Below are 21,419 nucleotides of genomic sequence, written 5' to 3'. Positions count from 1 at the left end.
CCCCTCAGCTCGTGGTGACACCGCGGGACGAACAACCGACCCCCGGCGTGATTCCACGTAACTAATAAGAACAACCACGAGGATCCCACCGGGATGTAGGTTATGTCCCCACACCACTTGGTATCGACAGCCGTAGCGGTGAAGTCTCGCATCACCAGATCCGGCACCGACGGAGCCGACTTGTCCGCGACGGTCGTGCGCTTGCTGCGGCGCAGGTGCCTGCCCACCACGTGGTGGATTCGCATCAGCCGGGTCACCCGTTTGCGGTTGATCTTGCGTCCGCGGGAGCGGAGTTCGGCGTGAACCCGCGGGGCACCGTAGGCGCTCCGGTGCTCGGCATGAATGGCGCGGATCTCGGCGACCGTCGCGGCTTCCTCGGCCTGGCGCTCGACTCGGGCCGGCTCCGTGATCAGGTGCTTGTAGTAGCCGGAACGGGAGGTCCCGAGCACCCGGCACAGCCGCTGCACGCCGAACTCGGCGCGATGGTCGGAGATGAAGTCCCAGCGGCGGGTCTTCACTTCACCTCCTTTGCGAAATACGCGGCCGCCCGGCGCAGAATCTCGCGTTCGAGCTGCCATTCCTTTTCCGCACCGCGCAGCCGCGCATTCTCCGCGCGCAGCCGCGCGAGCTCGTCCGCCTCGGTCCCGTCGGCGCCGGTACTGCGGTCCTGCGAGCGCGCGTTACGGGCGGTGTCCTTGCGGACCCACGTCCGTAGCGTTTCGCCACTGACGCCCACATCCGCGGCCACCGCCGCGTACGTGCGTTTGCCGTCGGCCGCGCGATACAACGCGACCGCGTCTTTCCGGAATTCCTCCGTGTACAGAGACTGGCGTCCCACCTCGACATCCCTCCTGGCTCTCCTAGAACCATTGTCCGGGGTGTCCACTCAAAGGGTGCAGCCTCAACCGACGGGATCCTGGCCTGCCTGGCCGAGCGTGCCGCCGGCACCGCCTCCAAGCACGCCCCGTCGACCAGGCCGGCGGCGGAGGCAAACCGCAGCAACGACCGCACCGCGCACAGTTTCTGCTCGACAGTCTTGAACTGGTATCCGGCCAGCGTGGCGACGAACGCCCCGATCATGGCGGCGTCGCAGCAGCCCAGCCCTCCGCGGGTGTCGGTGAACGCGACGAACTCCCCGGCCAACGTCCCGTAGGTCCGCACAGTCGAGGCCGAGCGCCCAGCCGAGCGCAGGTGCGCCTGGAACCGGGCGACCGTCTGGGCGCCGGCCACGTCCAGCTTGCTCACCGACCGGTTATAGCGGCGCAGCACCGCCCCGTGGACCGCGTAATCCTCCAGCATCTGAGCAACTCTGAACAAATACACATCGGTTCGCTTCAGGGTGCCGGCCTGCTCCTTGTCGAAGAAACCACACGCGTCGTCGACCCACGCCATCGCCGCATCCAGGGAGAACTCCTCGACACCACGCGCAGCGAAGTGCTTCTGCATCCGCCGCCAACAGCCCCGGTACCAAACGAGCGTCGAATCCTTGTAGCCCAAACGCTGTAGCTCCGCCTCCAGGCCCGACACCAACGCAGACAAAGTCGCCATAACAACTGACCTCCGATCATGGAGGCCCGGCACCGTACCGGGCCGCCTGATCAGAGGATCCGCGGATTATGCGCAGCGATCGACCTCTGACATCGCCGTCACCAGGCCTTGCACGCCAGCGCTGCGCATAACCCAGCACTGTTCATAAGGCGGCATACTCTCACCGTTGCTCGCCAACATCGCTCTGTCGGTGTTGGATGCACATTTCTGTGCGAAATGGGATTCCCACGGGAGTGCCTATCGGCGCGAGGTGCACCGCAAACGCGGCGGGGCCACCTACCGAATCGTGCGCTACGCGGACGATTTCGTCATCATGGTGGTCGGAACCAAGGCGCATGCGGACGCACTCTGGGACGAGGTCGCGGACGTGATAGCCCCGCTGGGGCTGCGGTTGTCCGCCGAAAAGTCCCGGGTATGTCACCTGGACGAGGGGTTCGACTTTCTCGGGTTCCGCATCCAGCGGCGCCGCAGGAAAGGCACGAACAAGATGAGCGTCTACACCTATCCGTCGAAGAAAGCGTTGCTTTCGATCATGGCGAAGGTGCGGGCGCTGACGAAGAGGGCACGTCATCATGGCCTTGCTGATCTGCTCGGACGCCTCAATCCGGTGCTCCGAGGATGGTGTGCGTATTTCCGTCACGGTGTGTCGAAAGCGACGTTCGGTTACCTCGATGCCTTCGCCTGGCATCGGGTCACCCAATGGCTGCTCAAACGGCACAAACGGATCACGTGGGCGGATCTCTACCGACGGTTCCTGACCGGCAGGCCCGGCAATCGTCCGCAAGAGAACGGGATCATCATGTTCGACACCACCACCGTCCCGATTACTCGGTACCGGTGGCGGGCGAGCAACATCCCCACACCGTGGACCAGCAGAGCAGAGACCTTGGTCCCTGCTTAGCAGTGGCAGTCCGTGGAGCGCCGGATGCGATGAGAGTCGCACGTCCGGTGCGGAGGGCGGGCCGGGGAAACGGGCCGGGAGCAATCCCGGCACCGCGCCCCGGTCCGACCCCTACATCCTGGGGTTGCGCTGCCGATCGGCGATGATGACCCTGCGGGAACGGACGACGCAATACGGAATCATCGTCAATCTCCCCGTCGATCACACCGCCGAATCGGTGAAAAATGCTGTCATCAAAGCATTTTCTGGCCTGCCGAAACGAATGCGCAGAACGTTGACGTGGGATCAGGGAACGGAGATTTGTCTGCACCGAGAGATCTCCGCGGCCCTTGATCTGAAGATCTACTTCGCCGAACGTTCCAGTCCGTGGCAGCGGGGTGCGAACGAGAATTTCAACGGGCTCGCTCGACAGTATTTCCCGAAGGGCACCGATTTGTCGGTGCACAGTCACGCTCATGTGCGGTCGGTAACGCGTGAGCTCAACACTCGCCCACGGAAGAACCTGGAGTACGCAACTCCCGCCACGGTGTTCAACGCCGAGCGACGGGCCACCGCTCACCGGCGCCGCACTGCGCTGGAACTCGCGATGCCGACTGCGGTAACGTAATCCGTGAGCTGGGACGACCCAGATTTCAATAGACTTGTGTTGCAACGACAGTGAGAATCCGCCGCCCCGAAAGCAAAATCATCACCGGACGGGGCTATCGGGACCCGCGCAGCTCAGTGAGTTCCGGTCTACGCCCGGCTTTCGGGACGTGCCGGTCTGCGTTCCGCTTGCGGACGGGGCGAGGTCGACGTTCGGGGTGATCGATCGGACCGGACGTTGGGCCGATCGTGTGAGTCCGGGATTCGTCCGCAACTTCAGTAGACGCACTTGGTGACTCCGTGGCCAACGGCGTACGGGGTGGCGTCGAGTCGAGCCTCGACATCGATCGTGGCCACCTGTTCAGCCTCTTCCCTGGTCGGCCCATTTCCCACGCCGAATATGGGCTTCCCCTGCGGACTGCCCAAGTACGACTCCTTGGTCCAACCGCGCACCAACGTAACGCAGCCCCAATCACTCGTGATCACGACCTGGCAATCGTTAGCGCCACTGAGGTTGTCGCAGTGGTAGTACGCCTGGCTCACGGACTCGGCGTACGTGTCCACCACGTTCGAGGACCCCGCGAAGGTCGACTCGAGGGAATAGGAGAGGCTCACGAACCGCGGCGCCGGCGGATTGACGCCCGGCACTGCGTTCGCCGGCGCTGCAATCAGCGCGGCGACTGATGCGGCGACCAGTGCGCCGCCACCGATGAATCCTGCAATCTGCTTGATGAACATGTCGGGCTCCCAGAAGATGTAACGCGAGTTCGAATCCCGCTCCGATCCCGCACCGGAGATGCGAGGCTGATCCCAGTCTCCGGTAGACAGCGAAATGGCACCTCCCCCCTCGGGGTGGAAGATCTCACCCCGAGTTCTCTCTCATCGATCCGCTTTCGGAACGAGCGCGACCACTGTCGGATCAGTGCACGCGTACTCACCGCCGGGACGCTGCGATCCGGTCCGCGCCGCTTTCGCAGAAGGAGCGGCCAGCGGTCGCACTGTTGATCCACGACTCCACACCACGCGGGCGACGCCGCGACAATCTCAACCAATCGGCCAACTGGCCACCGAGTGGCCATCTTGCGTGAGATCTGGCCACAGTTCTCGAGACACTACAAGCTTGTAGGGTCTCGCTACTGATGGCATTTTGGGACGGCTGTGACCTGAGGATTTGTCGTTGGTCTCACGGCATGGCCGCCTCCCTATGTCTCAATTCCCTGGCATTTCTGCAGCCGACATCACGATGCGGCCAGGCAGATGCGGGCGAACAGGACGCCCCTGATGTCAGACTTCAGGAGTGATTGGGACACAACAGGCCTGGGCGTATTGTCCACAGGTGCCGATCGAGCCAAGCCCGGATCGGCGCCGGTGGATCGTCGGCTGCCCGCCCGTGATCAGGGCCGTCGCCATACCCGGGACAGGCTGATCGGCCAGGACGTGACTGTCCTGATGGAGACAACCGGCCGCCGAAACTTCCGCGGATCGGGACTTTCCCATCGGGGTCTGCCTGAATTCGACGCTAGTACTGCAACGGCACTTATGGGAGGTGTCCGCGACGTCGGTAGTGGGAAGTGCGGGCCTGGTGTTGTCGGCGCCGTCGCCAGTTCGACCAGGACCAGATGTGCTCGTCGGGGTGGGCGTGTCGCAGGATCAGTTGCACGAGCAGGCGGCGGATCTCGGGTAGCGTGTAGCCGATCATGCCCTGATTTTCGATCCCGATTCCCCTTTTATCGCTTCGGTTTTCGACCCGGCGAGCCAGGTGAGGGCGAGCATCGACAAGGTGATGTGGGCGTACCAGGCCCGGTAGGTCCGCACCTGGTACTGGTCGAGGCCGGCCTCGTTCTTGGCCTGCTGGAAGCATTCCTCGACCCGCCACCGGGAGCCGGCGATGGTGGCGAGTTCGGTGAGCGTGGTGCGGCGGGGTCCGGCGCAGATGTAGTACGCGATCTCGGTCGGATCGGAGAGGGATCGGCGGGCGAGCAGCCAGTGCCCGCGCCCGGGTGCCCAGGCGATCCGGATCGGGATCCGCACCCAGGAGTATTCGCGCCGGCCGTGCGCGCCATCGCCGACGGAGATCCGGCGCCACTGCTTCGCCGGGACCGCGGCGATCATCTCGTCGGCGCGACCGGAGCGGCCGTGCGGGGTGAACACGTCGTCGTTGCAGCGCGTGGCTAGGACGTAGGAAATATCGCGTTCCTCGAGCCAGACCCGCAGGTACTTCACCTGCCCGTAGGCCTCGTCCGCGGTGACCCAGGAGAACGGGACCTGTGCGTCGAGGGCGCGTTCGATCATGTGTTGCGCCAGTCTCGGTTTGGTCGCGAACTCGATGTCGTCAGTGATGCCGGCGGCGCGGCACCGGTCGCGGTCGGAGGTCCAGGATTCGGGCAGGTACAGTTCCCGGTCGATCAAGGCGTGGCCGGCGCCGCTGGCGTAGGCGAGGAAGACGCCGATCTGGCAGTTTTCCACCCGCCCGGCGGTGCCCGAGTACTGGCGTTGCACCCCGGCCGAGCGGGTGCCCTTCTTGAGGAATCCGGTGTCGTCGACGATCAGTACACCGGCCGGATCGCCGAGCCGTTCGACCACGTAGTCACGGACGTCGTCGCGGACGCCGTCGACGTCCCAGTCCGCGCGCCGCAGCAACCGTTGCATCCCGTCCGGGCTGATCTCGCCGGCCCGCTCGGCGAGGGTCCACCCGTTCTTGCGTTCCAGACCCGCAACCAAACCCGTCACATATTCACGGACTCGGGACCGCGGCTCCGACCGGGCGAACCGACCGGAGATCCGCTCATGCAACGCTTCCAACTCGGCAGCAACCAGATCGAGGACCACACAATCAGTATCGCGTACCTGTCAAGCAAGTGCCGTTGCAGTACTAGGGCATGTCTCCCAATAACTTGAGCCACTCGACGATGCCGGCGAGCAGGAATCCGGCGCGGTAGGTGAGGGCGAGTTTGTCGTAGCGAGTGGCCACCGCACGCCACTGTTTCGCCTTGTTGAAGGCCCGTTCGACCACGTTGCGCCCCTTGTAGGACTCCGGGTCGAAGTTCGGTGGCCGCCCGCCCGCGCGGCCCTTGTTCACCCGGTTCGCTGCCTGATCGGTCTTCTCGGGGATCACCGCCTTGATGCCTCTGCTGCGCAGCAGTTCCCGGTTTGCCCGTGATGAGTACGCCTTGTCGGCCCGGACCTCGTCGGGGCGCGTGCGGTGCGCTCCGCCCGCGAGCCGCGGCACGCAGATGCCCTCCAGCACGTGGGCGAACATCGGACTGTCACCGGCTTGGCCTGGGCCGACCAGCACCGACAGCGGGCGCCCGTGACCGTCGCACGCCAGGTGCGCCTTGCTGGTCAATCCGCCCCTCGACCGGCCGATGCCGTGATCGGCAGGCTCGTCACCGAGGTTCGTGTAATTCGGTAGATCCCCCTGTGTGGCGGGCGGCGTTCGCACCGTGCTGATGGACCCGGACCACTGTGGAATCGACAGAGACCGCCCAGTCCAGGTTCCCGCCGGCGTCGGCCATCGCGACCAGAGCCGTCAGCACCCGATCCCAGGTTCCGTCTCCGGCGTAGCGGCGATGTCGCTTCCACACCGTCTTCCACGGCCCGAAATGCGACGGGAGATCTCGCCAGGGCAACCCGGTCCGCAGTCGATACAGCATCCCCTCGACCACCACACGATTGTTCCGGAACTTCCGCCCCCGGAGCCCATCGGAACTGGGCAACAGCAGCGCGAGCAACTCCCACTGCTTGTCCGTCAACACCTCAAACCGATCAACAACGTCTGCCACACCGAAGAGTCTGCAGCACAACACCACAAATCATTGGGAGACACACCCTAGTGGAACGCTGTCCCGGCGGCAGTGGTCTTGCGTGCTCGCCGTTTGGCGAAAGCGTTTCGGATCAGAATGGCCGGGGTCGGCGGGATCCACCCGGCTTGTTGTGCCATACCGAGGTCGTCGCGGACGGCCCAGTGTTCGATCAACCTGCCGTCGACGAACCGTAACCAGTGTGTTTGGCGGACGGAGAAGCTTTTTCCGGTCGGCGCGAAGGCCTGGTCGACCCGACCGTGTTCGTCGTAGGTCACGAACGGCCCGACCTGGCGGCCGGTCATGACGGTATCGAGCACGACGAGATCGTCCGCTGCCACGGCGTGCAGGACGTCGTGGTGCAACTCGGCAAATGCGCCTCGTAACCACAGCGCGGTCGCGTAGAACCCTTCGGGGCCGATGACTCTGGTGTCCGGGGGTTCGGTCCGAGACTCGCGATTGATGGCGTCGGGGTGCACCAGTTCCTCGAACGTGGCGCGGTCGCCGTCGGCCATCATCTCCATGCAGCGCACGGCGACGGACGTGATGTCCGAGGGGCTTGTTGGTGTGGTGGCCGGGGTCGGTTGTTCGGTGTTCACGGCGGGCCTCCTTGCCGTTGAAGGTTGGATTTCGGGTGAGTGAGTTCGAAACGTTGTTACCGTGCGTGCCGGAGCCGGAACATCCAGGTGGCGATCCTCATGTCCCGTTCCGCGCGTTCGAGCGCGAACAGTTTCAAGGGGGCTGGGTATCTTTCGACGGTCAGGGCGTGGGCGCGGCTGAACTCGAACAGCCCGTCGGCGCCGTGCACGCGGCCGAAGCCGGATTCACCGATCCCACCGAACGGCAGTGCCGGGATGGCGCCGTAGCTGAAGACCGAGTTGACCGACACGGCCCCGCTGCGCAGGCGGTGGGCGAGCGCGGTGCCGCGGGCCCGCTTCCGGGTGAAGACCGACGCCCCGAGCCCATAGGCGGTGGCGTTGGCCCGCTCGACCGCCTCGTCGAGATCCCCGACCTTGTTGACCACCACGGTGGGGCCGAAGGTCTCCTCCCGCACCGCGGTAGAGGTTTCCGGGACGTCGGTGAGGATCACCGGGTCGATGTAGCGCTCGTGCACCGCGCCCACACCGCCGACGACCGCGGTGCCGCCCCGGGTGAGGGCGTCCGCGATGTGATCGCGCACGATGTCGACCTGGCGGGGCAGGGTCATCGGCCCGTAGGTGGCGGTGTCGTCGCCACCGGGACGCACCCGGATCGCCGCGGCCGCGAGTTTGTCGAGGAACCGGTGGTAGACGGGTTCGACGACGTAGACGCGCTCGACACCGGCGCAGACCTGGCCGGCGTTGCCGAACGCGCCGACGGCGGCGGCTTCGGCGGCCTTGTCCAGGTCGGCGTCCTCGGCGACCACCATCGCGTCCTTGCCGCCGCACTCGGCCACCAGCGGGGTGAGGGTTTCGGCGCAGGTTGTCATCACTTTGCGGGCGGTGGTGCCGGAGCCGGTGAAGGCGATCTTGTCGACCCCGGCCCGGGCGAGTGCGGTGCCGGTCTCCCCGAGACCGGTGACCACCTGCAGCACCGGCCGCGTGCCATCGAGCGAGTTCCACTTCTGCTCCAGCCAGGTGCCGACCCCTGGGGTCAGCTCGGAGGGTTTGAACACCACCGCGTTGCCGGCGGCGAGGGCGTAGGAGATCGCGCCCATCGGGGTGTAGAGCGGGAAGTTCCACGGGCCGATGACACCGATCACCCCGAGCGGCTGGTAGCCGAGGGACGCGGACTGGTTGATCGCGGCCAGACCGGACCGAACCCGTTTGCGCCGCAAGATTTTTCGGGCGTGTCGGGCGGCCCAGTCCAGATGCTCGATCGCCAGCATGATCTCGAGGGCGGCGTCGCCGCGGGGTTTGCCGGTCTCGGCGGAGATGAGCGTGGCGAGGGCGTCGGCGTCGGACGCGACGGCCCTCTTGAACGCGAGCAGCATGGTGCGACGCCCGCGAAAGCCCTGGTCGTGCCACCAGCGGGCGGCGGCGCGGGCCCGATCCACCGCGGCGGCCACGGCGACCGAGTCGGCGATCGGGTATTCGGCGAGGACGGTGCCCGAGCGCGGGTCGAGGCTGGCGAACGTGCCGGACGGGGCGACGGTGGGGGCAGTAGTGCGCGTGTCTTCAGTCATGAGATCAGGCCTTCTTGGCAGGATCACCCGACGCAATTGGGTGGTCGCGGGCTACTCGATGTCACGGGTGCCGGCGGCGGGTGGTCGCGGCGAAATGAGAGTGACCGGGTGGGCGAACCGCCCCGTGGAGGGTGGTGCCCGCACGGTGTGTCAGGCTTCGAGCACGGTCTTCGCGTTAGCGAGATTGCGGTGGGCGTTGCGGGCATAGAGTGTCGCGACGATCCCATCGGGGATCTTGCCGAGGAGGCCACCGAACTTCCCGGACTCCTGGTGCCAGGTGACCCGGGTGCTCTCCGCCCCGGCCGGGGCGAAGCGGATTTCGGTCTCGAAGGGGGGCGGGAGTGTCGACGCCGCGGCGACGCAGGGACGTGTCCTGCTCGACGCCGGTCAGTTCCTCGGTGACGTCGAGCCGCCGGCCGGCGACCTTGACGACGTGATGCACGACGGCGCCCATTTCACCGCAGTCTCCCGACACGTGCTGGTAGGACGCCACGTTTCTTGGCGTACCGGGTGACGTTGGCAGGGTCGTGGAAGAAGGCGAACACCTCCTCGATGGGGCGTTCGATGACAACGGATTCCTCGGTGATGATCATGGCGCCCTCCTGGGTCGTGTTCGTGTTGGTGGGTGTGGATGGCGGGGTGCGTGGGGAGGTGGATTCAGCCGACGGTCGGAGCAGTCAGATTCATCTGCGTACCTGTCGGTGGGGTAGGTGGTCGATGAGGTCGGCTGCGGCCATCGAGCCGTCGTGGGAGCGGATCCTCGTCCCGAGCCCGGCGGCGGCCGCCCGGTGTGGGCCGTCGGCGAGAAGAGTGTCCACCGCAGCTCGGATGCGGTCGGGTGGGGCCTTCTTGGGCAGGCAGCGGGCCGCACCGCGGTGGTCGAGGGTGCGGCCGATCATCGTCTGATCGAGCAGCGGGTGCATCGGCAGGATGATCAGCGGCACGTCGTGGGCCAGGGCGCGCATGGTGGTGTCGTGTCCACCGTGCCCGATGACGAGGGTGGCGTCCGGCAGGATCGTCTCGTGATCGAGGTGGCCGTGGATCTCGGCGTCCGGGCCGGCGGTCAGCGTCGTGGGGTCGACGGAGGTGCCGGTGGTCACCACCGTGCGTGCCGGGACCCCGCGCAGCGCGTCGAGGACGCGTTGCAGAGTCTGCTGCTGGCCGCGGAAGTTGGTGCTGGACAGGCTGACCAGGATCAGCGGCTCCCGCTCCCCGACCCAGGTCAGGGCGGACGGCATGCGGTGCGGCACCACCCCGGTGTAGTGGACCGCCGGGGGCAGATCACGGCGCCGGCGCCCGGCCGGGTCGAGTTCCCGCTCGGTGGTCACCAGCACCAGGTCCGAGGAGGTCCACAACCGCAGGGGCCGTTGCCCTTTCAGGCGGGCCAGCACCGGTGCCGGGCCGCGCCTGGCGCCCGCTTCCATGAACTCGTAGAAGGTGTGCACCAGCGTCACCCGCGGCAGGCGGGCCCGCTCGGCCGCGGCCAGGGCGCCGTAGAGCAGGCAGTCGGTCACCACCACGTCGGCGGGTTCGGCGGCGACGGTGTCGAGCAGATCGATCCCGGGGCCGGGGTCGGTGAACACCGACAGATACGCGTACAGACCGCGGATTCCGGGGTGTGCGGTGGTCGACCGCCAGGGCCGGGCACGGCGGAACGCGGTGAACCGGAAACCCAGGTTCTCGATCTGCCGGCGCTGCTGTTCATGCCCGAGGAACCGGACCTCGTGGCCGCGGCGGTGGAGCTCGGTCGCGATGCCGAGGGCGGGGGCACGTTGCCGCCGCCGTCCCAGGTGACGAACAGGATGTGTGCCATGGCGTGGCCTCCAGGAGGCTGGGTCTCGGGATGGGCCCGGTTCAGGTCGGTTCGGGTGGCGCGTCCGGGAGCAGCGCCCGCAGCATGCCGAGCAGCGCCTGCCCGGTACGCTCGGCCGACATGCCGAGATCATTGCGGAACACGTGCCAGACCAGCACGTCGGTGCCGGCGGCGAGCTGAGCGAACAACAGGTCACGATCCGCCGCCGGCAGCGGGTCCAGGTACGGGGCGAACACCTGCTCCACCCAGCGGTGGTGGAGGCCCTGCGCGCGGGCGACGATCGACGCGATGAGCGGCGAGCGCTGCGCCTGCAGCACGTGCCGCAAACCCAGCGGCCCCCACTGCTCGTAGTGCGTCATCAGGTTCTCGACGGCGGCGTCGACGTCACCGGCCGCGACCGGGAAGCGCTGCGCGGTGACCTCGCGGCCGATCCACCGCAGCGTCGCGGTCAGCAGTCCGTCCCGGTTGCCGAACTTGCGCTGCACCGTCTTGATCGACACCCCGGCCCGGCCCGCGACCCGCTCGAGGGTGATCTCGTCCAGCCAATACTCCCGGTACAGCTCCAGCGTGGCGCCCATGATCCGCTCCGTGGTCTGTGCCGCCGATTGCGCCCGGGCGGTCATCCGGTACGGGCGCGGCGACCCCACTTTCATGTCCATAATGATGGACCTCAAAATTTGGGCTGTCAACAGCGACGACACGATCCGTTGCATGCCCCAGACCCCCCAGCTCGCGGATGTTCGCGGACAGCTGTCCACCGTTGAGGAAGCCATTCGCGCAGGACTGCTCGCCGAGACAATCTCACCCATTCGGCCAATTTGCTGGCATTCCCTAGCCCGGCGGAGCCGTGGTGCCCAGCGACTCCGACCGAAACCTGACGCTGTACCACGGCCCGGACGTCGCCGACTTCGTGCTCGACGCCAGCGCTGCGGTCGTGCGACAGCTGACCCGGCCCACGCAATGTCGCGTCGCCGCGCCGCCGGGCGCGGTGAGAGCGGGAGCTGTTCCGGGACCACCGCCGCGACCGCGCCAGCTTCATTCCGCCGGTCGACGTCGACGGCAAGATCATCGCCGAGCGGTTCACCCGAATGGACATCTATGCCCGCGACGGCGGGATATGCCAACTCTGCCTGGAGCCAGTGGACTTCGATGCCCTGTACGGCCCGGAAGTCCTGTCGATCGACCACATCGACCGCGAAGGCCCCCACACCCGGGCGAACTGCCGCCTCACCCATCAGTTCTGCAACAACGATGCGCAGTGGGCCAGCGGTTTCGATCCCAGTTCCGCGAGTCGGTTTTCTCGGACGGGGAAACGGGAACGCGCAGCTCACCGGCTTCCGGCCACGGGGCCGGTTTCGGAACGCCCCGGTCCGCGTTCGGCAGACGGGGTCGTTCCTGCCGAGCTCTCGCATGTCGACTCGGGGACGAACACCGGAGCGGCGTGGTGTCCGAGTCCTCAACGGGGGGCGTCCCCTGGTCTAGCGGTCGAGCCGGGCCGAGTGTCAGACTTGACGTCGTGGCCCGGACCAGCGAAGAGGCGCAAGAGTATCCGATAGCACCCGACGCGCCGATGCCGCTGTTCGCACGGGTCAAGGCCCTGAACAAGTTTCACACCGGTCTCGAGGACATCCGGGACGCGGGCGGACCGGTCACGATCGTCGCACTCGGACCGAAGCGACTGGTGCCGCCATTTGCTGTCGTCACCTCGCCGCAAGGTGCTCACGACGTCCTCGGCGGTTCCGACGGCGCCTTCGACAAGGAATTGACCGTCCATGCCGAATCACGAAAATGGTCCGGCGACAACCTCTTCAACATCACCCACGAGCCGTGGCTGAGCCGACGCCGAACCTTACAGCCGCTGTTCACCAAGAAACACGTCGCGATCTATGCCAGCTGCATGGCGGGTGTCGCGCAGACCATGGCCGCGGAGTGGGCCCGCTCGGACCAGGTCGACCTCGACAGGGAAACCCGGCGACTGACCTTGCGGGTGCTCGGGCAGTCACTGTTCGGGAGCGACCTCGGCGCGCAGGCCGAGGTACTCGGACCGGCGCTCGACCGTGCCGCCCGGTTCGTGTCGCATCGCGCGCTGCAGCCTGTCCGCGCACCAGCCTGGCTGCCGACACCCCCGCGCCACCGGTTTCGTACCGCGAAGGACGTCGTCGACACCGTGATCGATGAAGCGATCACTTCGGCCCACGATGAACCCGGCCGGAATGCCGAGCTGATCAGACTCTTCTTCGATACGACCGACCCCCAGACCGGGAAGCCATTCACCGACCGGGCGATCCGCCAGGAGCTGTGGGCGTTCCTTTTTGCCGGACACGACACCACGGCGACCACCTTGGCCTACAGCCTCTGGGCCCTGGGGCGCGATCGCGCGATCCAAGATCGAGTGGCGGCGGAGGTCGCCGCACTCGGCGATCGCCCACTGCACGTGGACGACGTGGCCCGCATCCCCTACACCGTCCAGGTGGTCCATGAAGCACTACGGGCCTGTCCACCCGCGGCCGCGGTCGGTCGCAGGGCCATGCGCGATGTCGCGGTCGACGGCTACCGAATTCCGGCCGGCACGAACGTCATCGTCGGGATCTATGCGCTCCATCACGATCCCACCCTGTGGGGCGCCCCTGGTCGGTTCGACCCGGAGCGGTTCAGCCCGGACCGATCGGCGGGGCGCACCAGGTGGCAGTACCTGCCGTTCGGAGGCGGTCCGCGCACCTGTATCGGGGATCATTTCGCCATGCTCGAAGCGACATTGGCCTTGGCCGGCATCCTCCGAACAGTCCAGACCGAGTCCCTCGGTGCCGACTTCCCACTCGTCACGCCGTTCACCATGGTAGCCGGCGGCCCCGTGCCCGCCCGTATCCGAGCGAGGACACCCGCTCCACCGATATAGCTGTGAGTAGTGGCCCAGGGTTTTTCCGACTTTGATTTTCGACGCGAGTTGCAGTGTCTGCGAACGGTGATCTGCCGTACGTCGAGAATTTGCGAGCCGGGTAGTCACCTGTGATCGCGAGCTAACGACGTCGAACGATGCCGACTACACGCGTTGTGGCGTTGAAGGCAGCCTTCAACGCGCGATCCGCAATTGATCCGTCGGGCGGTAGCAGCTTGATCTGGCGGGCGAACTCCATTTGGTCGTAGCGCACCGTGTTCGTGACGACCTTCCCGTCCTGAACGACGAAGTGGTCGAATCCCTCGAAATCGATTCGCCGCCCGGTGGCGGCGATGCCGACAAAGGTGCCGACGTGCCGTCCGGTCAAATGCCAGTGGACCAAGACGTCATCGCCGGACTCGGCGATCGAGACCGTCTCGAAGGTGAAGTCGGTGACGGCGGCGAAGACCTGCTCGAAGTAGGCGGCGATCTCGGCGCTCCCGCGACACGTCCCGGTCGGGAAGTGCACGGTGGAGTCGGCGGTCCAAAAACTACCACGCAGGCTGTCGACGTCCTGGGCGTTGAGGCGGTCGAGAGCCCACTGGACGAGTTGCGCCTTCGTGGCGTCGTTCGGCGGCGCGATCGGGGTCGAGGTGGGGCTGCGATCGGGCATCTCAACTCCCTGCACGTTGTCGCGCGGAACATGGGCGAGCGCCGCACGGGATTCTTCTGACAAGGCTAACGTTGCGGAGTAGTCGACCACTCGGGTTTGTCGACACCCGTTCGCCTGAGGACCTCTCCCGGGCCACTGCAACGCGCGTCGAGAATCAAAGTCGGAAACGTCCCGCCCACCTTGGGGATGGGGCAGGAACTCCTACCCGCCCACGCGCAGCAATTCGGCCTCCCCGGGCCGACGTCATGTGACCAGTATCCGCTGGTCGAGGGCCTGCTTAGAGCGTGTCTCATGTGGATGAAGTGGCGTATGGGACATAATGTGACGCGTGTTAGATGGGTTGTCACTGCGGTTGGTGCCGGATGCGTTGTGGGAGATCGTCGAACCGTTGATTCCGCGATTCGCCGCACGGCCACAGGGAGGCGGCAGTGCGCCGTTGGAGGATCGGGCGGTGTTCACCGCGATCGTGTACGTGCTGACCAGCGGATGTGCGTGGCGGCATCTGCCGCCCTCGTTCGGGGTCACCGTGCCTACCGCGCACCGAAGATTTACCGCCTGGGCGGCGGCCGGGGTGTTCGAGAGACTGCACCGCGAGGTGCTCGACCGGCTCGGAAGCGCCGGTGAACTCGACTGGACGGCCGCGATCCTGGACGCCGCGAGCGTCCGGGCGAAAAAGGGGGATCGCTGACCGGGCCGAGTCCGGTCGATCGCGGCAAGAAGGGGTCGAAGATCCACGTCCTGTCCGAAGCCAACGGCATCCCGCTGGTCGTCGATGTGTCCGCGGCGAACACCCACGACAGCACCCTGCTGCAACCGATGGTCAGCGCGATCCCGGCGGTGAAATCCCGACGAGGGCCGCGCCGTCGCAAACCCGGAAAGCTTCGCGCCGACAAGGGCTACGACTACGACAAGCACCGCCGGTGGCTGCGCGAAGAGAGAATTGTCCCACGCATCGCCCGCCGCGGAATCGAGAGGAACGACCGGCTGGGCCGATACCGGTGGAAGATCGAACGCATCATCGCCTGGCTCACCGGCTACCGACGTCTGACCATCCGCTACGAACGCCACGCCGAGCACTTCGCCGGATTCCTCCACCTCGCCGCGGCACTCACTTGCTTCAAGAAACTTCCCACATGAGACAAGCTCTTAATATCCCCCACGTGAGGGATGGTCCGGGGACGCACCGCCGACCCACACTGGGTCCAGTCACAAGTTCCGTATCGCGGCATTCGACACTGGAGTTGAGCGTGATGAGCCGGACGGTTCACGCCGAGATGGTCTTCCCATTCGACCCTGAGGAGACCTGGGACTTCTTCGCAGATCAGGGGCAGCATCTGGTGAACCTGTCGAAACGGGTTGCGGCGGTGCGTGACTACCACATCCGCGCCGATGGCACACCCCGGTACTCGATGGTCCTGCGCATCGGTCCGCTGACCGTGCAGGGCACCTCGGATTACACCGTGTTCGATCGCCCGCGGCGGACCGTCAATGCCGTGCTCAGCGAGCCCTTCGGGGGTGTCTACGAGATGCGCTTCGAGCCGGTGGTGTTAGGCACCCGTGTGCGCATCGAGTGGGCGGTGGAGGCGACGACGCGGCCGGGCGGACTGATGCTGCCGATGGTTGCTCCGCTGCTCGCCCGTGCGCTGCGCGCGGATCTCGTGACGATCGCGCGGCGCGCGTGCAAGGAAAGCTTGTGCGGACCCTGAAAGGGGCCGGCACCGATCTCGACAAGGTGGCCACATCATGCGACATCATCGAATGCACCGCTTGCTGGGACTTCTGCTCGCGGCCTGCGTCACCGTGGCCGGGTGCGGCGCGGCCGCCGCCGGACCGGAGGAGATCCGCACCTACTTCGGCTCGTCGCAGAGCGTCGGCCATGGGACGGTGAGGATCTACACCACCGTGGACACGCGGGGTGAGCCGACCGCGGTCGGTCTCCGGATGTCGGCGGCTGCCTTGGAGGGGCTGCCCGACACCAGTGCGATGTTCATGCTTGGCTTACCCGAGCAGGCGTCGGCGACGGTATTCGACCACGTCATGCTCAACTGGAACCCGCACGGACACGAACCCGAGATCCTGTTCGGCAAACCGCATTTCGACATGCACTTCTACATGACCGACATGTCCTCGACCATGGGGATCGATCCCGCCGCACCGGAGTACGCGGCCCGCGCCGCACACCTGCCCGACGGCAAGTACATCCCCCGCGATTACATCACCCCGCCCGGGCCGCTCGCATCCGAGCTGGCAGTGCCGTTAATGGGGGTGCACTGGATGGACGCGACCGCCGGAATGATCCCGGGCATCTACGACTTCACCCAGACGTTCATCAACGGGTCCTGGGACGGGAACTACACCTTCATGGAGCCGATGATGACCCACGCGTGGCTGTTGACCAGGCCGACGATTCAAGAGCCCGTAAAGCAGCCGCAGGCCTACCAGCACACCGCCTACTACCCCACCACCTACAGCGTCCGATTCGACAACACGACAGGCGAATACGACATCGCCCTCGGGGAGATGATGCTGCGCCAGCGATCGTGAAAACCAGGTCGAGCAGGGCGCCGCACTACTGCGAGTCCCAGCAATGAACCCCCTTTCCAGACTGGAGTCATCATGATTGTCGCCGAGGAATCCGTCGTCATCGACCGCCCCATCGAGGAAGTTTTCACTTTCATTCAGGATCCCGGCAACGTGACGCTGTTCATGACCAATGTGATCTCGTACGAGTTGGTCTCGGGTCAGGCCGGTGAGGTCGGCTCGGTCGTGCACGGTGTGGTCGAGGTCGCCGGCCGGCAACTCGAGATCACCGAGGAACTCACCGACATCGAGCAGGGCAAGTATCTGCGCCGCCGCGGCACCGACAGTCCGGTCCCGTACGAGACCGAAACCCTGTTCGAATCCACCGACCGGGGCACCCGGGTCACCTATCACCAGGAATCCGGGTCCCTCGGCGGCATATTCGGCGCACTCGCCGACGGAATCGTCGCGAAACTGTACGCCCGCGACGTCCGCAGCAACCTCGAGCACGCGAGAACACTCCTCGAAGCAGGCGACCCGCAATGAGCACCGATCGGGCCGCTCCCGCCGACACCCGGATGATGGGGATCCTGCACGACGCCCTGCGCCGCGACCTGGGACGGGCCCGCACCGTCCTCACCGCACCGACCCCGCCGGCGCAGTCCCAACGCATCGCTGTCGCCGACCACCTCCTGTGGATGATGGACTATCTGCGCTACCACCACCGCACCGAGGACGAGAACCTGTGGCCGCTGATCCGGCGACTCAACCCCGGCGCCGGTACCCTGCTCGACCGGATGGACGCCGACCACACCCACATCTCCCCGGAGATCGACCGCCTCTGTTCCGCCGCCGGCGCCTACCGCGACGACGGCTCCACCGACGCCCGGCAGGCGGTGGTCGTCGCACTCGACGGCCTCGAGGCGGCGCTGCTGCCGCATCTGCGCCGGGAGGAGGACGAGATGATGCCGGTCGTGTCCCGCACCATCACCGTCGGGCACTGGGAGGACTGGGGCCGCGACATCGTCAAGGACAAACCCAAGCTGGAGCTGGCGCGGGAGGTGCCCTGGGTCCTCGACGGACTCGACGCCGAGCAGTATCGGCTCGTCGCCCACGTGCTGCCCGCACCGGCGCGGGTGATCCTGCTGCACGCCCTCGCCGGGCAGTACCGGCGGGCCTGCGCCGCACGGTGGGGGCCCCGCGTCGAAGTCACACCCCTCACCTCGCACCACCGCGAACGCCCTCGCGTCTGAACAACGCCCGCAGTTATTCCGCTCAGGGGAGAACATCATGGGAACTCCAGCCCGGCCCCACGAGCAGGGTGGGCGACGCGTCGTCGACGTCCTCGTCGACACCGTCGCCGACCTGGACGTGCACCACATCTTCGGGGTGGACGGCGCCAACATCGAAGACCTCTACGACGCCCTGTTCGCCACCGACCGCCCCGTCCAGGGGGTGGTGGCCAAGCACGAGTTCGCCGCGGCCACCATGGCCGACGGCTACGCCCGCAGCACCGGCGGCCTCGGGGTGGTGGCCGCGACCTCCGGCGGCGGCGCGATGAACCTGGTGGCCGGGCTCGCCGAGTCCTACACCTCGAAAGTGCCGGTGCTGGCCCTGATCGGGCAGCCACCCACCCCCCTCGAGGGCACCGGCGCCTTCCAGGATTCGAGCGGCCGATCCGGCTCGATCCACGCGGTCCGGCTGTTCACCGAGGTCTCCCGCTACTGTGCCCGCATCGAGCGGCCCGACGACCTCGCCGCCCACCTGGAACGCGCGGTGGCCGCGGCACGAGACGGTGGGCCCGCGGTGCTGTTGCTGCCCAAGGACATCCAACAAGCCACCGTCGTCGGCGCATTCACCTTCCACCCACCGCCGCGCCGATCCGGCCACGACCCGGACGGGCTGACACGGATCCGGGACCAACTCGTCGCGGCGCGGCGGACCGGGAAGATCGTGCTCATCGCCGGTGACCAGGTGGCCCGCGACGACGCCCGGGAACCGCTGCTGGCCCTCGCCGCCGCGGTGGACGCCGCCGTCGGGGTCGCCCCGGACGCCAAGGACGTCTACCCGACCGACCAGCCCGGGTTCTGCGGAGTCGCCGGAACCATGGGACACACCGAACTGATCGAGGCGGTGCGACACAGCGCGCTGTGCCTGCTGATCGGCACCCGCATGCCGGCCACGGCCCGCACCGGGCTGGAGGCCGCCCTGGCCGCTGTCCCGGTCGCCAGCCTCGGCGCCGAACCCCCGTATCTGCCCACCACGCACGCGACCAGCCGCGACCTGCGCCACGGGTTGGCCGCACTCGCCGACATGTGGTCGCCGCGACACACATCCGATGCTGTTGTTCACGGAGGGCCTTCCTGGACCACGCGCAGAATCGAGGTGGAACGACGCGGATGGACGATGACACCGGATCCACTGTGCCCCAACCACACCTGAACGTCGACAACCGCCGCCCGGGTCGGCGTGACGGTGGAGAGTCGTAGCGTCGCTCGCGGGGGTTCCCTCCGCCGGGCGACATCTGGGGGTCTACCCGCGGACATGGCCGCCCACACATCAGCGCACCGCAGGGCTCGCGCCGGCACCGGGTCGGGGCCGCGGCGGGTGCTCAGAGGTCGGGGTGCTGTGGCCGCCGAGCGGCGGCGGAACACCTCGCGGTGGGCCGATAGTTCTCGAGGAGGTCGACGGGATCGTCGGGAATCCCGCCGGGCGGGAGGTCGGCGCCACCGCTGCAACGATCGGCGTGGATGCGCTGCTGCCAGTATGTTTCGCTCCGGCCGATCATGCCGATCCCTCCTTGGGTCGTGCCGACCCGGTCTCCGACTCGCGTCGGGGAATCGCCTCGTTCCGGGGTAAGTCCCTGAGGGGCAACCGACGCCGTGATCTCTGTGCCGTCGTGTATCAGGCACTTGATGTCACAGTTCATCGTGCTCCGCGGGTGTGGGAGCTGTCCACATCACTGCCGGTCCGACAGAAACGCTCGGTGACGGTGTCTAGCCCTAAACTCTGTGCGCAGTGCAGGAGGTTCTGGAAGGTCCGTTTCCTGACTCAGGTGGCCGCGACGACGTTGGAGGTTCCGATCAACACCGAGCCCGGTAAACCCACACGCTGTCGCCACCGTGTGGGCACAGGCGCGTCTCGGCACGCGGCCCCGCACCCGAGGCCGGCGAATGGGTGAGGCGTGGGATGAAGTCAGCCTCAAGGATGCCCGGCGGTCGCTGGACAGCGAGGTCTATGCGGTCGTCGAGGACCTCGTGAAGAACAAGGGCTGGCGCCTGCGGGAACAGGGGCACAAGTACGCGATCTACTGCCCTTGCACTGACGGGCGAGCGAACTTCATCACGCTCCCCGGGACGTCCAGGAACCCCGGAAACGCCGCCAAGCGGGTCAAACGATCCGCATCACGTTGCCCTGACCGGCACGAGCTGATGAAATAACGATCGCTGTTTCCAGTTGACAACAGCATCGGGGATGAGGAAGCTGGGGTCATGTCCCCGACCGAATTCGAGCTTATTTTCGTGACCCCAGAAGTCTCCGGCCCAGGTGATACCCGGATCGCGGCGGTCGAGGAACTGCTGGACATCGTGGTGGAGTCGCACAGCGGTTTGACGCTTGCCACGGTGACCGCCGAGGGTGACGACGCGGTGACCGCGGCGCTGGACGCTGCGGCAGTGCTGTCGTCACGCGGCCTCCCGGTCGTGCGGTCGTACCCCGACCTGGTCACCCGCCAGGACATCGCCGACCGAGCCGAGGTATCGCGGCAAGCAGTCGGAAACTGGGTGCGCGGTGACCGCATGCAATCGGACCCTTTCCCGGCGCCGGTGAACCTGGTCGGTGGCGGCGCGTGGTTGTGGGGAGATGTTGTCGCGTGGCTCCGCCGACAGGATTACAAGATCGACGACATCGAGTTCCCCTCGATGGACGACCATGTCCGCATCGACGCGGCACTCGTCGGTGCCCCGAGAAGGACGCCGAAGATCAGCGGACATCTCGAGGCGAAGGTCGGGTTCGCCCCTGCCGTTGTCGGAATCAGCCGCGACTGGGCCGGGGACAGCTTTCAGTCGAGCTATGCACTAGCCGTATGACAGAAACATCGTCTCCTCGCACTGTCGCGGACGCCCGCGAGTTCCTCGAGCTGACGGAGCTCACCGATATCGTGTTCTTCGAAACGGGCGCTCGGCGCAAACCCGACGTGGAAGAAACTCCACTGTCCATCCAGATTGCGCTGCGCCGCGAAGAACTCCTCCTGGAAGTTCGATGCCGGGCAACCGTCTCCGGTTCAGGGGGCGAGTACCTCGCCGACGCCTCGGCGGTCTTCACCCTCCGGGAGCCGATCGAAGCCTCCGATGCGATCATCACAGAGTTCGTCGAGCGTGTCGGAGTGATGTCCGTCTACCCGTATCTCCGCGAATCCATCACCCAGTCCGGCGCCAAGCTAGGCCTCGACCGTCCCGTCTTGAAATTGCTGCGACCGGGCGATATCCACATCACTGTCGAGGACTCCGACGGCGACGAATCAACCGACGCCACCTGACGC

Annotated in this window: 22 protein-coding genes and 2 pseudogenes; 12 read left to right on the top strand and 12 right to left on the bottom strand. The window is 66.6% G+C overall.

The annotated features are described in order from the left end of the window. Positions 1-65: 65 nt before the first annotated feature. Both ROP_RS41840 and ROP_RS42915 read right to left on the bottom strand, forming a co-directional pair. Positions 66-838: pseudogene (locus ROP_RS41840) on the bottom strand (IS3 family transposase); the annotation flags it as partial. 200 nt (positions 839-1,038) lie between these two features. Next, positions 1,039-1,299: pseudogene (locus tag ROP_RS42915) on the bottom strand (hypothetical protein); the annotation flags it as partial. A 403-nt stretch (positions 1,300-1,702) separates the two neighbouring features. Between ROP_RS42915 and ROP_RS36645 the strand changes: the two are divergent. Further along, positions 1,703-2,449, top strand: coding sequence for a group II intron maturase-specific domain-containing protein (locus tag ROP_RS36645; RefSeq protein ID WP_308821646.1), 747 nt, complete (start codon positions 1,703-1,705; stop codon positions 2,447-2,449). Between the two features lie 124 nt (positions 2,450-2,573). Further along, positions 2,574-3,056 carry an IS30 family transposase gene (locus ROP_RS36640; RefSeq protein ID WP_012686807.1) on the top strand — a complete coding sequence of 161 codons (483 nt, stop codon included), beginning with the start codon at positions 2,574-2,576 and terminating at the stop codon, positions 3,054-3,056. Between the two features lie 254 nt (positions 3,057-3,310). Here the strand turns inward: ROP_RS36640 and ROP_RS36635 are convergent, their stop codons facing one another. From ROP_RS36635 to ROP_RS36595, 8 genes are all read right to left on the bottom strand, one after another. Continuing rightward, on the bottom strand, positions 3,311-3,772 hold the full coding sequence (locus ROP_RS36635; RefSeq protein WP_007297546.1) for a DUF4189 domain-containing protein: 462 nt from the start codon (positions 3,770-3,772) through the stop codon (positions 3,311-3,313). Between the two features lie 957 nt (positions 3,773-4,729). Beyond that, positions 4,730-5,863: an IS701 family transposase gene (locus ROP_RS36630; RefSeq protein WP_007297545.1), complete on the bottom strand. Its 1,134-nt coding sequence runs from the start codon at positions 5,861-5,863 to the stop codon at positions 4,730-4,732. A 43-nt stretch (positions 5,864-5,906) separates the two neighbouring features. After that, positions 5,907-6,816, bottom strand: a protein-coding gene (locus tag ROP_RS41835; protein WP_231869098.1) for an IS5 family transposase whose coding sequence is annotated in 2 segments (ribosomal slippage) — positions 5,907-6,440 and positions 6,442-6,816 — 909 coding nt in all. Because the reading frame shifts where the segments join, the coding sequence is not laid out codon by codon here. 47 nt (positions 6,817-6,863) lie between these two features. Beyond that, a complete protein-coding gene (locus ROP_RS36615; protein ID WP_007300077.1) occupies positions 6,864-7,433 on the bottom strand; it encodes an ester cyclase in 570 nt (189 codons plus the stop codon). A 56-nt stretch (positions 7,434-7,489) separates the two neighbouring features. Further along, positions 7,490-8,998 carry an aldehyde dehydrogenase family protein gene (locus ROP_RS36610; protein WP_012686806.1) on the bottom strand — a complete coding sequence of 503 codons (1,509 nt, stop codon included), beginning with the start codon at positions 8,996-8,998 and terminating at the stop codon, positions 7,490-7,492. Between the two features lie 455 nt (positions 8,999-9,453). Further along, positions 9,454-9,591, bottom strand: a complete 138-nt coding sequence (locus ROP_RS44495) for a hypothetical protein (RefSeq protein ID WP_007300075.1) — start codon at positions 9,589-9,591, stop codon at positions 9,454-9,456. 90 nt (positions 9,592-9,681) lie between these two features. After that, a complete protein-coding gene (locus ROP_RS36600) occupies positions 9,682-10,581 on the bottom strand; it encodes a glycosyltransferase (protein WP_007300074.1) in 900 nt (299 codons plus the stop codon). A gap of 271 nt (positions 10,582-10,852) precedes the next feature. Continuing rightward, on the bottom strand, positions 10,853-11,464 hold the full coding sequence (locus tag ROP_RS36595) for a TetR/AcrR family transcriptional regulator (RefSeq protein ID WP_157234331.1): 612 nt from the start codon (positions 11,462-11,464) through the stop codon (positions 10,853-10,855). Between the two features lie 917 nt (positions 11,465-12,381). Here ROP_RS36595 and ROP_RS36590 point away from each other — a divergent pair. Then, a complete protein-coding gene (locus tag ROP_RS36590; RefSeq protein WP_007300072.1) occupies positions 12,382-13,707 on the top strand; it encodes a cytochrome P450 in 1,326 nt (441 codons plus the stop codon). A 121-nt stretch (positions 13,708-13,828) separates the two neighbouring features. Here ROP_RS36590 and ROP_RS36585 read toward each other — a convergent pair whose 3' ends face one another. Further along, positions 13,829-14,449, bottom strand: coding sequence for an ester cyclase (locus ROP_RS36585; protein ID WP_231869101.1), 621 nt, complete (start codon positions 14,447-14,449; stop codon positions 13,829-13,831). A gap of 238 nt (positions 14,450-14,687) precedes the next feature. Between ROP_RS36585 and ROP_RS41830 the strand changes: the two genes are divergently transcribed. The 6 genes from ROP_RS41830 to ROP_RS36550 all read left to right on the top strand — a co-directional run bounded on the left by ROP_RS41830 (position 14,688) and on the right by ROP_RS36550 (position 19,321). Further along, a protein-coding gene (locus tag ROP_RS41830) for an IS5 family transposase (RefSeq protein WP_193384907.1) occupies positions 14,688-15,496 on the top strand; the annotation gives its coding sequence in 2 pieces (ribosomal slippage) (positions 14,688-15,030 and positions 15,030-15,496; 810 coding nt in all). 113 nt (positions 15,497-15,609) lie between these two features. Next, positions 15,610-16,065 (top strand): SRPBCC family protein, encoded by a 456-nt coding sequence (locus ROP_RS36570; RefSeq protein ID WP_007300068.1) that lies wholly within the window; start codon positions 15,610-15,612, stop codon positions 16,063-16,065. Positions 16,066-16,102: 37 nt separating this feature from the next. After that, entirely contained in the window at positions 16,103-16,903 is an 801-nt protein-coding gene (locus ROP_RS36565; RefSeq protein WP_007300067.1) for a DUF5602 domain-containing protein, read from the top strand. A 72-nt stretch (positions 16,904-16,975) separates the two neighbouring features. Continuing rightward, positions 16,976-17,425, top strand: a complete 450-nt coding sequence (locus tag ROP_RS36560; protein WP_007300066.1) for an SRPBCC family protein — start codon at positions 16,976-16,978, stop codon at positions 17,423-17,425. Beyond that, entirely contained in the window at positions 17,422-18,132 is a 711-nt protein-coding gene (locus ROP_RS36555; protein ID WP_007300065.1) for a hemerythrin domain-containing protein, read from the top strand. Before ROP_RS36560 ends, ROP_RS36555 begins: the two co-directional genes overlap by 4 nt. Before the next feature lie 37 nt (positions 18,133-18,169). Then, a complete protein-coding gene (locus ROP_RS36550; RefSeq protein WP_007300064.1) occupies positions 18,170-19,321 on the top strand; it encodes a thiamine pyrophosphate-binding protein in 1,152 nt (383 codons plus the stop codon). A gap of 169 nt (positions 19,322-19,490) precedes the next feature. On the opposite strand, the gene ROP_RS43280 is transcribed toward ROP_RS36550, so the two are convergent. After that, positions 19,491-19,667 carry a hypothetical protein gene (locus ROP_RS43280; RefSeq protein ID WP_007300063.1) on the bottom strand — a complete coding sequence of 59 codons (177 nt, stop codon included), beginning with the start codon at positions 19,665-19,667 and terminating at the stop codon, positions 19,491-19,493. Positions 19,668-20,052: 385 nt separating this feature from the next. Here ROP_RS43280 and ROP_RS36545 point away from each other — a divergent pair, with 385 nt between their 5' ends. The 3 genes from ROP_RS36545 (at position 20,053) to ROP_RS36535 (ending at position 21,416) form a co-directional block, all read left to right on the top strand. Further along, positions 20,053-20,319 carry a hypothetical protein gene (locus tag ROP_RS36545; RefSeq protein ID WP_007300062.1) on the top strand — a complete coding sequence of 89 codons (267 nt, stop codon included), beginning with the start codon at positions 20,053-20,055 and terminating at the stop codon, positions 20,317-20,319. An 81-nt stretch (positions 20,320-20,400) separates the two neighbouring features. Further along, complete coding sequence (locus tag ROP_RS36540; RefSeq protein WP_231869100.1) at positions 20,401-20,967, top strand: helix-turn-helix transcriptional regulator; 567 nt, start codon at positions 20,401-20,403, stop codon at positions 20,965-20,967. Continuing rightward, on the top strand, positions 20,964-21,416 hold the full coding sequence (locus ROP_RS36535; protein ID WP_007300060.1) for a hypothetical protein: 453 nt from the start codon (positions 20,964-20,966) through the stop codon (positions 21,414-21,416). Before ROP_RS36540 ends, ROP_RS36535 begins: the two co-directional genes overlap by 4 nt. The last annotated feature ends 3 nt before the right edge of the window (positions 21,417-21,419 follow it).

The organism is Rhodococcus opacus B4, from assembly GCF_000010805.1.
Classification (GTDB): domain Bacteria; phylum Actinomycetota; class Actinomycetes; order Mycobacteriales; family Mycobacteriaceae; genus Rhodococcus_F; species Rhodococcus_F opacus_C.
Note: the sequence above shows the minus strand (reverse complement) of the source record. Positions and strands in the feature narration are given on the sequence as shown.